Origin of the sequence: Streptomyces sp. 2323.1 (assembly GCF_900221035.1) — a bacterium.
GTDB lineage: Bacteria > Actinomycetota > Actinomycetes > Streptomycetales > Streptomycetaceae > Streptomyces > Streptomyces sioyaensis.
Window position 1 is genome coordinate 7867903 of sequence record NZ_LT907981.1, and the last position, 17064, is coordinate 7884966.

16 protein-coding genes and 1 pseudogene are annotated in these 17064 nt (G+C 71.0%); 11 read left to right on the forward strand and 6 right to left on the reverse strand.

The genetic code is table 11. The features are described from left to right. Positions 1-7: 7 nt before the first annotated feature. Positions 8-517 carry a MarR family winged helix-turn-helix transcriptional regulator gene (locus tag CPH93_RS33700; protein ID WP_093481543.1) on the reverse strand — a complete coding sequence of 170 codons (510 nt, stop codon included), beginning with the start codon at positions 515-517 and terminating at the stop codon, positions 8-10. 172 nt (positions 518-689) lie between these two features. Here CPH93_RS33700 and CPH93_RS33705 point away from each other — a divergent pair, with 172 nt between their 5' ends. After that, on the forward strand, positions 690-1499 hold the full coding sequence (locus tag CPH93_RS33705) for an alpha/beta hydrolase (protein WP_159395105.1): 810 nt from the start codon (positions 690-692) through the stop codon (positions 1497-1499). A gap of 77 nt (positions 1500-1576) precedes the next feature. On the opposite strand, the gene CPH93_RS37110 is transcribed toward CPH93_RS33705, so the two are convergent. Further along, positions 1577-2497, reverse strand: a complete 921-nt coding sequence (locus CPH93_RS37110; RefSeq protein WP_231977056.1) for a CAP domain-containing protein — start codon at positions 2495-2497, stop codon at positions 1577-1579. Between the two features lie 366 nt (positions 2498-2863). On the opposite strand from CPH93_RS37110, the gene CPH93_RS33715 reads away from it, so the two are divergent. Beyond that, a complete protein-coding gene (locus tag CPH93_RS33715) occupies positions 2864-4378 on the forward strand; it encodes a sigma-70 family RNA polymerase sigma factor (protein WP_096215031.1) in 1515 nt (504 codons plus the stop codon). Positions 4379-4408: 30 nt separating this feature from the next. On the opposite strand, the pseudogene CPH93_RS33720 reads toward CPH93_RS33715, so the two are convergent. Further along, positions 4409-4955, reverse strand: a pseudogene (locus CPH93_RS33720) (DinB family protein). A gap of 256 nt (positions 4956-5211) precedes the next feature. On the opposite strand from CPH93_RS33720, the gene CPH93_RS33725 reads away from it, so the two are divergent. After that, the gene (locus CPH93_RS33725; RefSeq protein ID WP_096215032.1) at positions 5212-6219 is read left to right on the forward strand and encodes an NADP-dependent oxidoreductase; all 1008 of its coding nucleotides are present in this window, start codon (positions 5212-5214) and stop codon (positions 6217-6219) included. Between the two features lie 296 nt (positions 6220-6515). Here CPH93_RS33725 and CPH93_RS33730 read toward each other — a convergent pair whose 3' ends face one another. Continuing rightward, positions 6516-7847, reverse strand: coding sequence for a M64 family metallopeptidase (locus CPH93_RS33730; protein ID WP_096215033.1), 1332 nt, complete (start codon positions 7845-7847; stop codon positions 6516-6518). 363 nt (positions 7848-8210) lie between these two features. Beyond that, positions 8211-9095, reverse strand: a complete 885-nt coding sequence (locus tag CPH93_RS33735; RefSeq protein WP_096215034.1) for an AraC family transcriptional regulator — start codon at positions 9093-9095, stop codon at positions 8211-8213. 242 nt (positions 9096-9337) lie between these two features. Here CPH93_RS33735 and CPH93_RS33740 point away from each other — a divergent pair, with 242 nt between their 5' ends. The 5 genes from CPH93_RS33740 (at position 9338) to CPH93_RS33760 (ending at position 12462) form a co-directional block, all read left to right on the forward strand. Then, positions 9338-9928 (forward strand): non-oxidative hydroxyarylic acid decarboxylases subunit B, encoded by a 591-nt coding sequence (locus tag CPH93_RS33740; RefSeq protein ID WP_096215035.1) that lies wholly within the window; start codon positions 9338-9340, stop codon positions 9926-9928. Between the two features lie 31 nt (positions 9929-9959). Further along, positions 9960-11387 (forward strand): non-oxidative hydroxyarylic acid decarboxylases subunit C, encoded by a 1428-nt coding sequence (locus tag CPH93_RS33745; protein ID WP_096215036.1) that lies wholly within the window; start codon positions 9960-9962, stop codon positions 11385-11387. Positions 11388-11486: 99 nt separating this feature from the next. After that, complete coding sequence (locus tag CPH93_RS33750) at positions 11487-11738, forward strand: non-oxidative hydroxyarylic acid decarboxylases subunit D (protein WP_093481532.1); 252 nt, start codon at positions 11487-11489, stop codon at positions 11736-11738. Between the two features lie 57 nt (positions 11739-11795). Continuing rightward, complete coding sequence (locus CPH93_RS33755) at positions 11796-11960, forward strand: hypothetical protein (RefSeq protein WP_159032195.1); 165 nt, start codon at positions 11796-11798, stop codon at positions 11958-11960. A gap of 154 nt (positions 11961-12114) precedes the next feature. Then, on the forward strand, positions 12115-12462 hold the full coding sequence (locus CPH93_RS33760) for a hypothetical protein (protein ID WP_006606957.1): 348 nt from the start codon (positions 12115-12117) through the stop codon (positions 12460-12462). A 186-nt stretch (positions 12463-12648) separates the two neighbouring features. On the opposite strand, the gene CPH93_RS33765 is transcribed toward CPH93_RS33760, so the two are convergent. Then, positions 12649-13371: a dienelactone hydrolase family protein gene (locus CPH93_RS33765; RefSeq protein ID WP_443031417.1), complete on the reverse strand. Its 723-nt coding sequence runs from the start codon at positions 13369-13371 to the stop codon at positions 12649-12651. Positions 13372-13497: 126 nt separating this feature from the next. Between CPH93_RS33765 and CPH93_RS33770 the strand changes: the two genes are divergently transcribed. The 3 genes from CPH93_RS33770 (at position 13498) to CPH93_RS33780 (ending at position 16854) form a co-directional block, all read left to right on the forward strand. Then, on the forward strand, positions 13498-13980 hold the full coding sequence (locus CPH93_RS33770) for a MarR family winged helix-turn-helix transcriptional regulator (protein WP_093649013.1): 483 nt from the start codon (positions 13498-13500) through the stop codon (positions 13978-13980). Between the two features lie 274 nt (positions 13981-14254). After that, on the forward strand, positions 14255-15775 hold the full coding sequence (locus tag CPH93_RS33775; protein WP_096215038.1) for a cytochrome ubiquinol oxidase subunit I: 1521 nt from the start codon (positions 14255-14257) through the stop codon (positions 15773-15775). Continuing rightward, entirely contained in the window at positions 15772-16854 is a 1083-nt protein-coding gene (locus CPH93_RS33780) for a cytochrome d ubiquinol oxidase subunit II (protein ID WP_096215039.1), read from the forward strand. The genes CPH93_RS33775 and CPH93_RS33780 overlap by 4 nt, the downstream gene beginning before the upstream one ends. Positions 16855-17064: the final 210 nt, after the last annotated feature.

Sequence of the window (17064 nt, forward strand, 5' to 3'; positions counted from 1 at the left end):
CCCGGCGTCAGCGGCGGATCAGCACGCCTTCCTCGATGGCGGCGAGCGCGATGCGCAGCTGTTCGCTGAGCGCCTTTGCGGTGCGCTCCGGGATCCGGTCGACGAGCCGGGCGTGCACGGCGGTGGTGGCGCGCACCGCGGCCTCGGCGGTCTTCACCCCGCTCGGCGTCAGCTGCACCCAGCTGCTGCGCGCATCGTCCTCGGCCGCCGCGCGGGTGACATAGCCGGCCGCCACCAGGCGCTTGATGACATTGCTGGTGCCACCGGAGGACAGCAGCAGGGCGTGCGTCAGGTCGGTCGGCTTGAGGCGGTACGGGGCGCCGATGCGCCGAAGGGTGGCGAGCACGCCGTACTCGGCCTGGGTGAGCCCCAGCTTCTCCAGCTCGGCGCCGGCGGCGATGTCGAAGGCCGACACCAGGAGGGCGGTGCGTTTGGCCAGTTCCAGCGGGAGACCGGCGATTTCGGGCAGCTCGTGTCCCCAAGCCGAGATGATCTCGTCTACGTGGTCAGGCTCCATCGTGAGCCGCCTTCCCTCTGCCCGATTGCTCCATACAAAGGTATCTCACCCTCCGCGCAGGCATGTTCTGACCTGGGGAGACTGTGTGAGTGCCAGATGTGGACACCGTGAAAAGCTTTCCATCTACCTTTCAATATAGCTTTTCACAATGCTTTCTCTCTATGCTTCTCGCATGTCCCTACGTGAGTCGAGGCGTGCCCTGGCCATGGCGGCGATCCTGGCCATGGCTCTGACCTGTGCCTCTGCCTGTGCCGACCGCGCCCCGGACACGGCCGCACAGGGGAGCGCGATGGCGGAAAACCGTCGCTCCGCCGAGGAAGGAACCGTCGGAATGCCAGAGTTCACCGCCGCCCCCGCCCAGCTGCCGAAGTGCTTCCACGGCGTCCGGCGGGCCGGCGCGTACCGTCTGCCCGGCTCCCCGGGCAGCGGCCGGCTCGTCACCCTGGGCGCCGGCCCGCGCGGTGTGGTCTTCGCCCCCATCTCCTGGGGCGACGCCTGCGAATGGGCGGCCGAGGCCAAGCGCCTCGCCGCCGACGGCTACCACGTCGTCACCTTCGACTGGGGAACGGACCGCCGCCGGACCATCTCGGATGCGACCCGCCTGCTGCGCGCGCACGGCGCCACCGGCGTGGCCTGGGTGGGCGGTTGTATGGGCGGCACGCTGATGCTCGGCATGCTGACGGACCGCGCCGCGCGTCCGGCCGGCGTCGCGGGCATCAGCCCGCTCGCCTCACTGGGCGGCTACACCGCCGGGAACGGCTCGTCCTACGACGGTGAGCTCCTGCTCCTGGGGACCGCCGACGATCCGCTCTCCGACGAGGGGCGGCTGCGCGAGGTCGCCCGCGGCTTCCCCGAGGCCGAGGTCGAGGTCCTGCCCGGTGCCCTGCACGCCGCCGAGATCTTCGCCGGCCCGCACGGCGACGCCGCCCGCCGCAGCCTGGACGGCTTCCTCGGCCGTACCTTCGCCCCGGCGGGCGGCTGACTCGTGCGAGGCCGCGGGGCCCCGGCGGACCGGACCGGATCGGCTCCGGTCCGCCGGGGTGAGCCGCAGCGGTGGGGTCAGGAGTGGGTGGCGAAGTCCTGCGTCCACCACGGGCCGTTGGCGCTGAGGTTGACGCCCACTCCGGTGGACTTGTACGAGCAGTTGAGGATGTTGTCCCGGTGGCCCGGGCTCTTCATCCAGCCGTCCATCGCGGTGGCCGGGTCCTTGGGGCTCTTGAAGATGTTCTCGGCCCAACTGCTCCACGGGAAACCGGCGTTGGTCATACGGGTGCCGGGGTCGACGCCCTCGGGCGTGTTGTGCTCGTAGTAGTTGCGGGCGGCCATGTCGTCGGAGTGCTTCTGCGCGGCGGTCTGCAGATGCGAGTCCACGGTGAGCGGACCGCAACCGTGCTGCGCCCGCTGGGCGTTGACCAGCTGCACGATCTTCTGCGCGAACCGTGCGGCGGTCCCGGTCGCGGTCTGCGTCCCGCCGGGCGCGCCGCCCCCCGTTCCGGACTCGACGCGGGGCGTGCCCGTCGTACCCCCGGAACTGCCCGTGCCGTGGCTGGAGCGGCTGGGGTGCGGCCGGGGCGAGGCGGGTCGCTTGCTGTGCCGTACGGACTTGGACGGCGAGGCGGAGGGCTTGTGGGTCTTGGGGGAGTGCGAGGTGCTCGGCGCCTTGGACGGGGACGCGGTCGCCGTGGGCACCTCCGGCGCGGACTGATTGGCGGCGAGCGCCTGGTCGGCCCCGGAGCCGGGGCGTATCAGCAGCACACAGGACCCGCCTACGACGATCACGGCCGCCACGGCCAGCACCGTGGTGTTCCGCCGGGCGTGACTGCCGCCGCGGTGCAGACCGCTGCGGCGTCCGTGCCGCCCGCCCGGGCGGCCGGCATCGGAGGCGCCGGAACGCCGGTGCGCGGCGGAATCCGTCGCCCGGCGGCCGTCCCCGGTCGGGGCGTGATCGTGGAACTCCGTCTGGCGGTGGTCGTTGTTCATGGTTCCGTTTCCTGTGGGGGTCAGGTTCGGCCGGGCCGCGGGGCCGGCCGGATCCGTGGGCCGGTTGGCCCGGTGAGATCCGTCGTCCCTGTGGTCCGACACATGGGAGAGCACGGGTGCGGACCCCGATAACGGAAACTGCGAAAAGTTTTTTCGGGAGCGTGTGCGGGATACCGCTGCGGGCCGGGACGGCGTCGCGTCCGAGGTGGCGCGGCCGGGCGATCGCCGTGCGGACCGGTCGCCGGGGTGGGCGGGCGCACGCGGATTTCCGGATCCACGTAGGTTTTTCTGTTATCAGGGTGCGCCCACCGGGTCACCTGGGTGCGGGGGCCATGGGTACGCACGGATGAACAGGAACGAAAAGGCGTGAAGCAGGACAACGGGACGGCGGCCGTCGAGGCTGCCCAGGCCGGGGACGAACAGGCCCGGGAGCAGCTGGTCGCCGCGCACCTGCCGCTGATCTACAACGTCGTGGGGCGGGCGCTGGACGGCCATGCGGACGTGGACGATGTGGTGCAGGAGACCATGCTGCGCGTCCTGGAGTCGCTGACGGATCTGCGGGAACCGGCGTCGTTCCGCTCCTGGCTGGTGGCGATCGCCATGAACCAGGTCCGCCGCCGGTGGACCAGCGCCCAGAAGGCACCCGTCGTCGGCCTCGACCAGGCGCCGGAACGGGCCGACCGCTCCGCCGACTTCGTGGACCTGACGATTCTGCAATTGGGGCTGTCCGGCCAGCGCCGCGAAGTGGCCGCGGCCACCCGGTGGCTGGACGAGGCGGACCGCTCGCTGCTCTCCCTTTGGTGGCTGGAGGCCGCCGGAGAGATCACCAGACCGGAGCTGGTGGCCGCCGTCGGGATGGACTCACGTCATGCGGCGGTCCGTGTGCAGCGCATGAAACAGCAGCTGGAGGCCGGACGCGTGGTGGTCCGCGCCCTCTCGGCGGATCCCCCATGCCCCGACCTGGCTCAGCTGACCGCCACCTGGGACAACGAACCCTGCGCTCTGTGGCGCAAGCGAATAGCCCGCCATGCCCGCCAGTGCGCCGCCTGCTCCGGCCACTGGAGGGACCTGCTGCCCGCCGAGGGCCTGCTGGCCGGTCTCGCCATGCTGCCGCTGCCCGCCCATCTCACCCCGCCCTCGGGCCTGTCGGCCCCCACCGCCGCGACGACGCAGGCGACCGCGGCACCCGCACACCACGGGGTTGCTGGAGGGGGCGCGCACCCTTCGCCCACGCGGCCGCCGGGCCTGCGCCGGGTGACCAAGGGCACGGCCGTCACGGGCACCGCCGCCCTCGCCGCGGCCGTCCTCGCCGCCGTGTGGTGGTCCGGCGGTACGCCCCAGGAAGCACGGAAGGACAAGCCGAAGGCGCAACGGACCGTGGCCACGCACAGCCCGTCCCCGAGCCCCACGCCCACGCCGCCCCCCACGCCGTCGCGCTCGGCGAGCCCGTCCCCCACTCCGTCCGCCCCGCACACCCCCACCCCGTCGGCCACACCGCCGGACCTGGAGGAACAGGTCACCGCACTCGTCAACGCCCGGCGCGCCCGGGCCGGTTGCGGGCCATTGCGCATCGACCGCAGACTCCACACCGCGGCCCAGCGGCACTCCGCCGACATGGCGGCACGCCAGTACTACGAGCACGACACCCCGGAGGGCAAGGGCCCGGACGACCGGATCACCGCCGCCGGATTCCGCTGGAGCAGCTGGGGCGAGAACCTCGACCGCGGCCCGCGCACCGCGGCCGCGGCGGTGAACGACTGGATGGGCGACAGCATGCACCGCGACAACCTGCTCAACTGCACCTACACCGCGGTCGGGGTCGGCGTCGTCCAGGGCGCGGGCGGGCCGTGGTGGACCCAGGACCTCGCCGCACCGCGCTGACCGCCCCTGCCGGCCGCTGAGCCGGCAGGGTCACACCCCCGTCGACCCGTCGAGCTGCTCACGCAGCAGATCCGCATGGCCGTTGTGCCGGGCGTACTCGGCGATCATGTCGATCAGGATGCGGCGCAGCGATATCGGCTCCCCGGTCCTCTTGCGGATCCCCGTCTCGTCCAGCGACCCGGCTGCCGCCGTGATCCGCCGGGAATGGGCGCACTCCGCCCGCCAGACGGCGAAGGCCTCGTCCACATCGCCGTCGAGGTCGCCGAAGTCCTGGTCGGGATCCTCGTCGGAGTAGTGGAGCAAGGAGGTCCTCGCCGGCGAACTGGATGCGGAACCACCATCGCTCCACGCCCGCGAGGTGCCGCACCAGCCCGTGCAGGGACAGCGTGGACGGCGGTATCGCCCGCTGGGAGAGCAACTCCGGCGGCAGACCGGCGCACTTGAGCGCGAAGGTGTCCCGGTGCCAGTCCAGGACCGCGCCGAGCGTCTCGCGCTCGCCTCCGACGGCGGGCGCCGGGCTGCGGGTATCGCCGTTCCACCGTGGCGCGTAATGCCGGGGAGCGTCCTGGCCGGTCATGATCTGCCCTCCTGCTCGTGAGGGAACCGAGTCTGCCAGGCAGCACTGACAATGGCCGTCGGAGCTGGTCACGGCGGCAGTCGGAGCTGACTACGGCCGTCGGTACGGACACGTCGGCGGTCGGTACGGACCACGTCGGCCGTCGGTACTGACCACGACAGCAGCGAAACTGCCCCCGAAGGCCGTCGGAATGATCCGGGGCCCGGCCGCGCTGTCGCTACCGAAGAGTTGCCCAACGACCTCAGGAGAGCGGCGCATGACCAGCACCGTGCAGGAGTGGCACCTGACCGCACGCCCCGTGGGACGCCCGGCGCCGGAGGATTTCCGTCTCGTGACACGGGAGTTACCCGCACCGGCGGAGGGTGAGGTGAGGGTCCGCAACACCTTCCTGTCTGTCGACCCCTATATGCGGGCGCTGATGAGTACCGAGCAGACCGGTGACCTGGCCTACCGGTTGGACCGGCCGATGACGGGCGGGGCCGTCGGTGAGGTCGTCGAGTCGCGGGCGGCCGGGCTGTCTCCGGGTGACCTGGTGCTCAGTGCTCTCGGCTGGCGTACCGGTGCGGTCGCGCCGGCCGAGCGCTTCACCCTCTTGCGGCGCGTCAACGGCGTTGCGGACTCGGCGTTTCTCGGCGTGCTCGGAATGCCCGGCCTGAGCGCCTACGTCGGGCTGACCGAGATCGCGGGACTGCGCGCGGGGGAGACGGTCTTCGTCTCCGGTGCGGCCGGTGCGGTGGGCAGTCTGGCCGGTCAGATCGCGCGGCTGCGCGGCGCGAAGGCGGTGATCGGCAGCGCCGGTTCCGACGCCAAAGTGGCCTATCTGACCGGTGCACTCGGCTTCACCGCCGCCTTCAACTACAAGGCCGGACCGGTCCGCACACAGCTCGCGAAGGCGGCCCCGGACGGCATCGACGTGTACTTCGACAATGTCGGCGGAGACCATCTGGAAGCCGCCATCGACGCCCTGAACAGGAACGGCCGGGCCGCGCTGTGCGGCGCGATCTCCGGATACCACGGCACCGAGCTCCCGTCGGGGCCGCGCAACATGGTCGAGCTGGTGAAGAAGCGGCTCACCCTGCGTGGTTTCGAGGTGATCGACCACGCGGACCTGCAACCGCGGTTCGCCGACGAGATGGGCGGCTGGCTGGCCGAAGGGAAGATCAGCTTCCGTGAGACGGTCGAAGACGGCATCGGCAGCGCGGTCGAGGCCTTCCTCGGGCTGATGGACGGCCGGAACACCGGAAAGATGGTGGTGCGCCTCTGACCGCGGCGGCTCACCTGGCGGCGAACACCCCGTGCAGATGACTGCCGTTGACGTCCACCAACGCGGTGTCGTCCGGTGCGGCGTGGTCCGCCCCGACGGGTCCGGGGCGGTGGAGGCAGTGCCGGCCGCACGGATGCCGCGCCAGCGGCTCCGCCCTCGCGGACCGGCCCTCCCAGGATCCGCCCCGCCCACCGCCCTTTCCTCGCCCGCCCCGTCTCCCACCGCCGGAGACCGCTTTCACGCCGCACGGGGCAGGCCACTCACAGCGGCCTGCCCCGCGCCACCCCGCAGCTGTCCTAATACGTGGCAACCCGCCAAGTCAGCGAGCGGGACAGCAGCTTGCGCACCGCCGGGTCGCGGACGGCGCCCGTACGGTCGATGGCCCTGGCAGTGACCGTGTGGGGCCGGCCGTCGGCCGGGACGCCGAGGGCTCGCGGGACGACCGTGTGCTTGCCGCGCGCGGCCTTGCGCTCGTGGCCGTCGACGTACCACCTCACCCGCGCGGAAGCGGGCAACGCGACGCGGATACGAGCCCCGCGGGGCACCGCCCGACCGGTGGGCACCGGACTGCTCAGCACGCTCGCATAGCGGTAGAAGCCCGCGATCATCGCCTCGCGGCCGGGGAGGTTGAACTGCCGGCCGAGCGACCGCATGATCGAGTTGTCGGTGGGGCGGTTGAGTCCGTGCTCGTAGTAGCCGCCGCCCTCGAATGCCCCGACCGCGCCGCCGTCCGGCGACTTCTGGCCCATCCAGCGGTACCACTTCTGCCGCTGGGCGGTCATCTGGTCCGCGGAGAGCGTGCTGAGGTTGGCCTGGGCGGGCTCGGGGCCGGAGTAGGTTCCGGACTCGCCGTATGCGTACTCGTCGGCGAGCTTGCCGAGCGAATGACCGGTCTCGTGCACCGCGATCTGGTCGGACCGGTCGTTGTCGGAGGACGCGGTGGCGATCCCGTCGTAACCGACCTGCGAGGAGATGTCGTTGTAGCCCGCACCGCCGTACTTGGTGGAGTTGGAGAGCACCACGACGAGGTCGGCGGCCGGGGCCTTGGCGGCGTACGACTCGACCTTGCCGGTGTCCACGCACAGCAGCCGCTCGGTGCCTTCGCAGAAGAAGGCTGAGTTCAGGGCGGTGTCCCGCACCACGTCCTTGGTCGGGTCCCCGGAGACACCGGAGTCGTGCGAGACGGCGTCGACGGCCCAGACGTTGAACAGGCCGGTGTACGAGGCGTACGGCTCGACGGCGGTCATCTTGGCCCATTTGGCGCGGACGTCCGCGTGGAAGTCCTCCTGCTGGGCGGCGGTGTAGCCGTCGCCGACGAAGACGACATCGAGCTTGCTGCCGACGGCGCCGTTGCGGACGATCGGCGTGACGTCACCGTCCCCGGCGGCGATCGCGGACCGTTCGGACGGGGAGAGGGGCTTGGAGACCGGGACGCGAGTGTGCCGGGGGTGCCCGGAGTCGCCGGTGAAGTACTCGACCTGCTGCGTACGTTGTCCGTGCGAGGGCGGTGCCGGGGTGGCGCCCTGGGCGATGGCCGCGGCGGCTGTCGCGGCGGCCACCGCCACCGCGACGATACCGACGGACACCGTGGTGCGTATGGGACTGCGTCTGGAGGCACATCTGTGCATGGGGGGTTCCTCCCGGATCCCGCCGCACCGGCGGCGGGTTGAAGCCGAATTCAGGCGCGCTCAACGTAGAGGCTCCGGTGGCGCGGGGCAACGGATGGTGCGCAAGTGGCGTTCTGAAGGGAGGAGTTCCGGAAGGGCACGCGCAGGTAAGGCACGGGGGGTAGGGAGCCCGAGCGGCGAACTCGCCATTAGGCGTGGGCGACCGTCTGCGGGTCGAGGACGGTGCCGTCGACCGCGTCCGATGGATTCAGCAGCTCTACGCCGCGGGGCTGCCCAGCAGGACCGTCGGCAGGTGGTCTAGGCAGCAGGCCAGCGCGTCGAAGTCCGGAGCCCGATGCCCGGAGCCTGGTGCCGGCCTCCCGCTCAGCTCCCCCGCGCCCGGGTGCGGAAGGCAGTCGGGGTCTCCCCGGCCCGCTGCCGGAAGAACTTGGTGAAGACCGTGGCATCGGGGAAGCCGAGCCGGTCGCCGATGGCGGTGGCGGTGCGGTCGGTGTGCACCAGCAGTCGCTTGGCCTCCAGGAGGACCCGGTCGTCGATGAAGCGCTTGGCGCCGCACCCGGCGGCCTCGCGGGTCGCGCGGGTGAGGGTACGGACGCTGTAGCCCAGCTGCCGGGCGTAGTCCTCGACCCGGTGTGTGCGGGCGAAATCGCGCTCCACCGCCTGCTGGAAGCGCCGGAACGGCTCACTGCCCGCCTCGTCGCCGGCCTGCGCCCCGTGCAGATGGGCCAGCCGCAGCACGAGCACGGCCAGCAGATGGCGGACCACGTCGATGTGCACCTCCAGCGGCAGCGCGGCCGGCCGCCGGTGCTCGCTCTCCAGCAGCTCCAGGACGCGGCGTACGGCATCGCCTTCCGCGCCCCCGGGGGTCAGCGGCAGCTGCCAGTTGCGCTGGTCGACACGGGCGGTGTCCACGGTCGCGGGAGCCAGAAAGCCCGGCAGGAAGAGGACGACGGTGCCCTCGGCCTCGGTGAGGTCGGAGCGGTACTGGCTGATCTGGCCGGGGCGCACCCACAGCCAGCTGCCCGGGGTCAGCTCGTGTTCGGTGAAGTCCACGGAACAGCGCAGCGTGCCGGTGCGCACCGAGATCAGCTCATGGAAAGCCAGGCGCTTGGGGGCGTACGGGACGATGCCGTGCCCGCGGGCGCGGGCGAGCAACTCGGTGAAGTCGAGGACCTCCGCGCCCGGCGGGGCTCCCGCCGAAGACCGGAAGGGGACCTCGGTGACCTCAGCGTGTCCGTTTGTGTCCATGATCTGTCCTCAGCGTACCGCTCCGAAGGGGTGTCACGCGCCTAGCGTGAGAGCTGACGGAACCGGTCGGACCACGTACGGGCGGACGCCACACAAACCCGTTGTGACGATGCGGTGAGGGGGCGAATGACCGAAACATCCACGGAGCCCCGACGGGCCGTGCGCCCTGCCGTCCGGCCTCCGGCCTGTCGGCCTGCCGCGCGGCCGCCGGGCCATTCGACGAACCGAGGGAGCTGACCACTGTGCGATTGATCGTGGGCATGACCGGAGCGACGGGTGCCGTCTTCGGCGTCCGGCTGCTGGAGGCCCTGGCCGCACTGCCCGACGTCGAGACCCATCTCGTCCTCTCCCGCTGGGCCCGCACCACCATCGAGCTGGAGACCGGCCGCTCCGTCGCCGAGGTGAGCGCACTCGCCGAGGTCACCCACCGCCCCGAGGACCAGGGCGCGACGATCTCATCCGGCTCCTTCCGGACGGACGGCATGGTGATCGTGCCGTGCTCGATGAAGACGCTGGCGGGCATCCGGGCCGGTTACGCCGACGGACTGCTGGGGCGCGCGGCGGATGTGGTGCTCAAGGAGCGCCGCCGGCTGGTGCTCGGACCGCGGGAGACCCCGCTGAGCGAGATCCATCTGGAGAACATGCTCGCGCTGACACGTCAGGGCGTGCAGATGGTCCCGCCCATGCCCGCCTTCTACCACCACCCGCAGTCGGTGGACGACCTTGTCGACCACCTCACGTCCCGCCTCCTCGACCAGTTCGGCCTGCCCGCGCCTGCCGCCCGGCGGTGGGACGGCATCCGCGCCGCCCGCGCGCTCAGGCCCACCGCCTGACCCCGTATCCCCGTCCCACCGAGGAGATCCCATGGCATACGACGACCTGCGCAGCTTTCTGGAGACCCTCGACAAGGAGGGACAGCTGCTGCACATCACCGAAGAGGTCAGGCCCGAGCCGGACATAGCCGCCGCGGCCAACGCGGCCCCGCGCCTGGGCGACGCGGCCCCGGCGCTGTACTTCGACCGGGTCCAGGGCTTCACCGACGCCCGGATCGCGATGAACGTGCACGGCTCGTGGGCCAATCACGCCCTGGCCCTGGGCCTGCCGAAGGAGACCGGCACCAAGGAACAGGTGGCGGAATTCACCCGCCGCTGGGCCCGGTTCCCCGTCGCGCCCGAGTGGCGGGACGCTCCACCGTGGGCCGAGAACACCATGGACGGCGAGGAGGCCGACCTGTTCAAGGTGCTGCCGCTCTTCCGCCTCAACGACGGCGACGGCGGCTTCTACCTCGACAAGGCCGCGGTCGTCTCGAAGGACCCCGACGACCCCGACCACAGCGGCAAGCAGAATGTCGGCATCTACCGCATGGAGGTCAAGGGCCGGCGCAAGCTCGCGCTGCAGCCGGTGCCGATGCACGACATCGCGCAGCATCTGCGGACGGCCGAGGAGCGCGGCGAGGACCTGCCGGTCGCGCTCGCCGTCGGCAACGACCCGGTCATCTCCATCGTCGCCTCGACCCCGATGGCGTACGACGAGAACGAGTACGAGCTGGCCGGCGCCCTGCGCGGCGCACCGGCACCGATCGCCAGGGCGCCACTGACCGGCCTTCCGGTGCCGTGGGGAGCGGAAGTGGTCATCGAGGGCGTCATCGAGGGCCGCAAGCGCGAAATCGAGGGCCCCTTCGGTGAGTTCACCGGTCACTACTCCGGCGGCCGCAAGATGACCGTCCTCCGCATCGACAAGATCTCCTACCGCACCGACCCGGTCTTCGAGCATCTCTACCTCGGGATGCCGTGGACCGAGGTCGACTACCTGATCGCCGCCAACACCTGCGTACCGCTGTACGAGCAGCTGAAGAAGGACTTTCCCGAGGTCCAGGCGGTCAACGCGATGTACACCCACGGTCTGGTCGTCATCGTCTCGACGAAGAAGCGTTACGGCGGCTTCGCCAAGGCCGTCGGCATGCGCGTGCTGACCACGCCGCACGGCCTGGGCTACGCCGCCACCGTCATCGTCGTCGACGAGGACGTCGACCCGTTCAACCTGCCGCAGGTGATGTGGGCGCTGTCCACCAAGATGAACCCGGCCGGCGACCTCGTCCAGGTCCCCCATATGCCGATCCTCGAACTGGCCCCGCAGGCACAGCCCGCCGGCATCGTCGACAAGCTCCTCATCGACGCCACCACCCCCGTCGGTTCCGACCGCCGCGGCACCTACGGCAACCAGGTCCACGACCTGCCCGAAACGGCCGCCTGGCTGGACAAGCTCCGAACGCTCAGCGGCCGCCATCGCTGACATCGGACGCGGGAAGGGGGGCGGGCTCAACCGATCGCGATTTTGGTCTCAACTCGCGCCCCACGCACCCCACTTCCAAACTTCCAAGGAAAGGCCCTCATGTCCTCAGACTCCTGCCCCCGCTGTGCGCACCCCGTCATCGAGCGCCTCTTCAGCTCGCCCGTCCCCGGTGTCTGGGAGGTTCTGCAGTGCGGGCAGTGCCTCTACTGCTGGCGCACCAGCGAACCCGCCCGCCGCACCCGGCGCGACGCCTACCCCGACAGCTTCAAACTGACCCCCGACGACATCCACCAGGCCTCCGAAGTCCCCGCCGTCCCGCCACTGCGGACCACACCCCATATCGGTCCGTAGCGCAGGGCCGCAGGCTGTTGCATGCTGGGGAGCGAGAAGATCCAGAAGGAGGCTCTGATGAAGCAGCAAGTGGCACGCATGGCATACCTGTTGAAGAGGACGTGGTGGGGTGGACGGTCGCGGCTCGATCACCCCGAGTCCCACCGTACGCAGCCCCACGGCGACGGCAATCTGATCAACCACTATGTGCCGTCGGCGACGTCGGTGCCGAGGGGGCGGTGACCAACCCCCCTGCCGGTGTCCTCCTCGTACGGCAGGAAGGTCCGCTCCCGGTTTTTGCCTTCTCGTGACAGGTATTGAACGGCATCGGGTGTGCCTCCGTATCTTTCGATATCCGTGCCTTAGCGGCACTGGTTCACGACGCGAGGAGGACACCATGACTCACCCCGGTATCCCGCCGATCCAGGCATTGCCGGACGGAGACGCCGAGCTCTCCTTGGTGGTTCGCCTGCAGTGGGAGGACGTCGCCGCGCTCGGTCAGGACGCCGCCCGGCTCGCTGCCCGTTGGAAGCGCCCGGTGACTCTGGACGAGGCCGCCAGTCAGCGGTTGCGCATACGTCCGCCGGCCGCTCAGCCCACTCATGCCAAGACGGTCGCACAGGAGCGGGCGCAGCCCGCCGTGGCGACCACGACGGTGTCGCCCCTGCCCACCCGTTCCCCACAGGAGCAGGCCCGGCAGGCGATCGAGAAGATCAACGGAACCGCCGCGCACGAGACGGCATAGCGCCGGGAAGGGTTGAGGGATACCAGGGGAGCGTTGGCTCTGCTGGGCGGAGGCGGCAGTCAGGGACTGTCGCCCCCGCCGGTTTCCCGTGCGGGGCGCCCGCGGTGTGGCGGCGGGCGATCGTCCCGAACCGCCCCTCCGCACCGCGGAGCCGTGCACTTCGGGTTCGGCTTCCGGGCCGGAGCCTCAGCCGTTGGCCAGGGTGCGGCCGAGGAGGGGGAGCAGGCGGTCCCAGTGAAGCTGCAGTGCGGCGGGGTTGAAGGCGTCGGTGTCGGACAGGGTGAAGCCGTGGACGGTGCCGGGGTAGATCTCGGAGGTGTAGACGACACCCGCGGCGTCCAGGGCCTGGTTGAGCTCGCCGAGGGCCTCGGGCGTCATGTCGGTTTCGGCGTGGCCGAGGTGGACCTGGGCGGTGAGCTTGGCGAGGCTGTCGGACCCGTCGGCGCCCACGGGGCCGTGGAATCCGGCGACGGCGGCCACCTGGCCGGGGTGGGCCGCGGCGGTGCGCATCGCCAGGAGGCCGCCGATGCAGTAGCCGGTCACCGCGACCGGTCCGGCGCCGACCTCGGGCTGGGTGGTGAGGAACCTCAGGTAGGCGTCGGCGTCGCTCAGGACACGTTCGGTGGTGTGCGCCTCGATCAAGGGCATCACCTGGGCGACGACCGCGGGCCGGACGTCTTCTCCGATGTGCTCGGGAAGTTCGATCAGCGGTGCCGGGCCGTGCCGGTAGAAGAAGTTGGGGACGAGCACGTAGTACCCGTGCCCGGCCAGTTCGCGGGCCATCTCGCGCAGCACGGGCCGGATGCCGAAGGCGTCCGCGTACATCAGCACCCCTGGGTGCTGCTCGCCGTGGTCGGGGAATGCGGCGAAGGCGTCGGCCTGGCCGTCCGTGGTGGGAATCTGCACCATCTTGCTGGGAATAGCGGGTCTTCCTTTCCTTGGCGTTCACCGAATTAACGTTCATTGCACTAACGTTTTCGGCGTGAGTGACCGTACATCGTTAGTCGGACTAACGCAATGAGTAAGATGGGCGCCATGACCAGAGCCGAAGCCGCGGACCTGCCCGACGACGGCGCGCGCAAGACGCCCGGCAGGCTGCGGCGGCAGGCGAGCCGACTGTTGTCGCAGCTGACCGCGCGGTCGGACCGGCTGATCAATGAGGGGCTGGCCCAGGTCGACGCCCGCAAGTGGCACTACGCCGTGCTCGCCTCACTGCAGGAGTACGGGCCGGGCAGCCAGGCGGAGCTGAGCCGGCGCACCGGCATCTACCGCAGCGACATGGTCGGCGTGCTCAACGAACTGGCCGAGCGCGACCTCGTCGAGCGGGTGCCGGACCCCGACGACCGGCGCCGCAACATCATCACGATCTCCGCCCGGGGCCGTCGTCGCCTACCCCGCCTCGACAAGGTCCTGGACGGCCTCCAGGACGAACTGCTCGCGCCACTGAGTCCGGCCGAACGCGACCAGCTCGTGCAGTTGCTCACCCGCTTGCTGGACCACCACACCCGGGTCTCCTGACCCCGCGTCACCCCCACAACCAGCAGGGCCACCTCGTCGGACGCTCCCGCCGAGGACGGTGCGCCGTAGCCCTCCGGGTTCGGGAACCCGCTCCGCCGCCCCGCTCCGCCGCCCGAGGGAAGATCCTCGACTCAACGGCGCAACGTGCGCCCTCGGTACGTGCGCTCCCACGCCCGCCGGTGATGCTGTGACCAGCCGGCGGCACGGGCGGCCACGCCGGGGCCGCCCTTCCCCGGCGTCCCGGGCAGCACAGGCATGGAGGCATGCACACACCATGGTCCCACTGCTGGCGGACGCTCCGGCTCAACTGCTCCCGGCCAGGGAGCTCATGGCCTTCACGTTGGCCTGCCACATCATTCTGGTGCCGTTCGGTGTGGCGCTGCCGCTGATCACCCTGGTGATGCACCGCCGCGGTCTGCGCCGTAACGACCCCGCCGCCCTGCTCCTCGCCCGCCGCTGGTCGGCGGTCATGGCCGTGCAGTTCGCCGTCGGTGTCGTCACCGGCACCGTGCTGTCCTTCGAGTTCGGGCTGCTCTGGCCGGGCCTGATGGGCAAGTGGGGCGGCGTCTTCGGCATCGGATTCGGGGTCGAGGCGTGGGCCTTCTTCCTCGAAGCGGTGCTGATCGCCATCTATCTCTACGGCTGGCGGCGGCTGAAACCCCGCACCCACTTCCTGCTCGGCCTGCCCTTGCCGGTGGTCGCCCTGCTCGGCGCGTTCGGCATCCTGGCGGCCAACTCGTGGATGAACACCCCCCAGGGCTTCACCCTCGACGCCGCCGGAAAACCGGTGCACGTCCAGGTCTGGTCGGCGATCTTCACCCCGATGTTCGGGCCGCAGTACTGGCACTTCGTCGTGGCGATGCTCATCACTGCGGGGTACACCGTCGCCGGGGTCTACGCGGTCGGCTGGCTGCGCGGCCGCCGCGACCGCTACCACCGCCTCGGCTTCACCGTCCCCTTCACCCTCGCCGCGGTGTTCACCCCCGTGCAGTTCCTCCTGGGGGACTCGCTGGCCCGGTCGGTCTTCCACAAGCAGCCGGTGAAGTTCGCCGCGACCGAGATCGTCTGGCGGACCGACACCCGGGTACCGGAATACATCTTCGGCCGTCTGCACCCGGACGGCAGCATCTCCGGCGGCATCAAGATCCCCCAATTCGACTCCATTCTGGCCGGGTTCACCCCCGATACCAAGGTGACCGGACTGACCTCCGTCCCGGCGAGCGACCGGCCGACGGCCACCCAGGCGACCATCGTCCACTGGGCCTTCGACCTCATGGTCGTCCTCGGCTCGCTGCTGATCCTGCTCGCGCTCTGGTACGGCTGGTGCCGGCTGCGGCGGCGCCGGCTGCCCGCCTCACCGTGGTTCTTCCGCGGCGCGGCCTGCGCGGGCGTCGCCTCCGTCGTTGCCGTCGAATGCGGGTGGATCACCGCCGAAGTGGGGCGCCAGCCCTGGATCGTCTACCAGCACATGCGGATCGGCGAGGCGGTGACGGCGACCCGCTCCAGCAGTCTGTGGATCATGCTGGGCCTGGTGGTCGTGGTGTACGTCTTCATCTTCGGCTCGCTGCTCGCCGTGCTGCTCAAAATGCGCGCGGGCTGGCGTCTCGCCGACGGGCACCGGCCGCCGGGGGAGCGGCGCGAGGCACCGGAGACCGACACCCCTTACGGCCCCCGCGCAGGCGTACCGGCCGGCCTGCCGCAGTCCGGTGACGCAGGGTCAGGACCTGCTGATGACACTGGGGCAGGACCCACCGAAGACACCGGGTCAGGACCCACCGGGGACGGCCCGCGATGATGCCCGCGGTCATCGCCGTGGTGCTGCTGCTCGCCGTGGCCGCCTACGCCTGCGCCGGCGGCACCGATTACGGAGCCGGGTTCTGGGACCTGACGGCCGGCGGCGCCGAGCGCGGCAAGCGCCCCCGATGGCTGATCGACCACGCCATGGCCCCCGTATGGGAGGTGAACAACGTCTGGCTCGTCTTCATCTTCGTCCTCATGTGGACCGGCTTTCCGGTCTTCTTCCAGACGGTGTTCTCCGCGATGTGGCTGCCGTTGGCCCTTGCCGCCATCGGCCTGGTGCTGCGCGGCGCCGGCTTCGCACTGCGCAAACCGCTCCGCCGGATCGCCGGGCGACGCCTGTATGGTGCCGTCTTCGCCATCTCCTCGCTCCTCACCCCGTTCTTCCTCGGCGCGGCCGTCGGCGGTATCGCCTCGGGCCGGGCGGTACCCGGAACGGAGGCCTCGGCCCACGCCTGGTCCAACCCGACGTCCATCCTCTTCGGGCTGATCGCCATCGTGTCGACCGCCTTCCTCGGCGCCGTGTTCCTGGCGGGTGACGCCGTCCGCTTCGGGACCCCGGATCTGGTCGGCTACTTCCGGTGGCGGGCCCTGGGCAGTCTGGTCGCGCTCGCCGTCCTGGCGGCGATCATGCTGACCGTCACCCGCAGCGACGCCCCGCACGTATGGCACGGACTCACCCACGGCGTCGGCCTCGGCCTCGTCATCCTGGCCGGAGTCTGCTCCCTCGCCACCGGATGGCTCCTGCTCCGGCGGACCGGCGCCTGGCCCCGGATCACCGCCGTCGGCGTCGTCGCGGCGGCGGTCCTCGCCTGGGGCGCCGCCCAGCGCCCCTACCTCATCCCCACCTCCCTCACCGTGGCCGACGGCGCCGCAGCCGCCAGCAGCCTCCGCTGGCTCGGCCTGGTCACCCTGGTGGCCGCGCTGGTCGTGGGCCCGGCCCTGGCCCTGCTGTACTGGCTGGACACCCACGGCGAACTGGAACCACTCTCCGACGCCGACCTGCGCACCGAACCGGACCACGAGGATCCGACCGGAGAGGACCCGACCAGCGAGGACCCGACCGGGCACCACTGACTACGCGGCACAGCGCGCAGGGAGTCGCAGGACTGAGGCTCCTCCGCGCCGGGGAAGCCGTGCCACGCACCCGGGCGGCGTGCCTACGCGAACTCCCCGGTTTCTGTGCGGACTTGGGGTTCGGCGGCGCCCGCGGATGTCGGTCGGGCCGACGGGGCGGTGAGCCGGGTGAGGCGGGTGGCAGTGGGTGTCAGGTGCCCCCGAACGGAG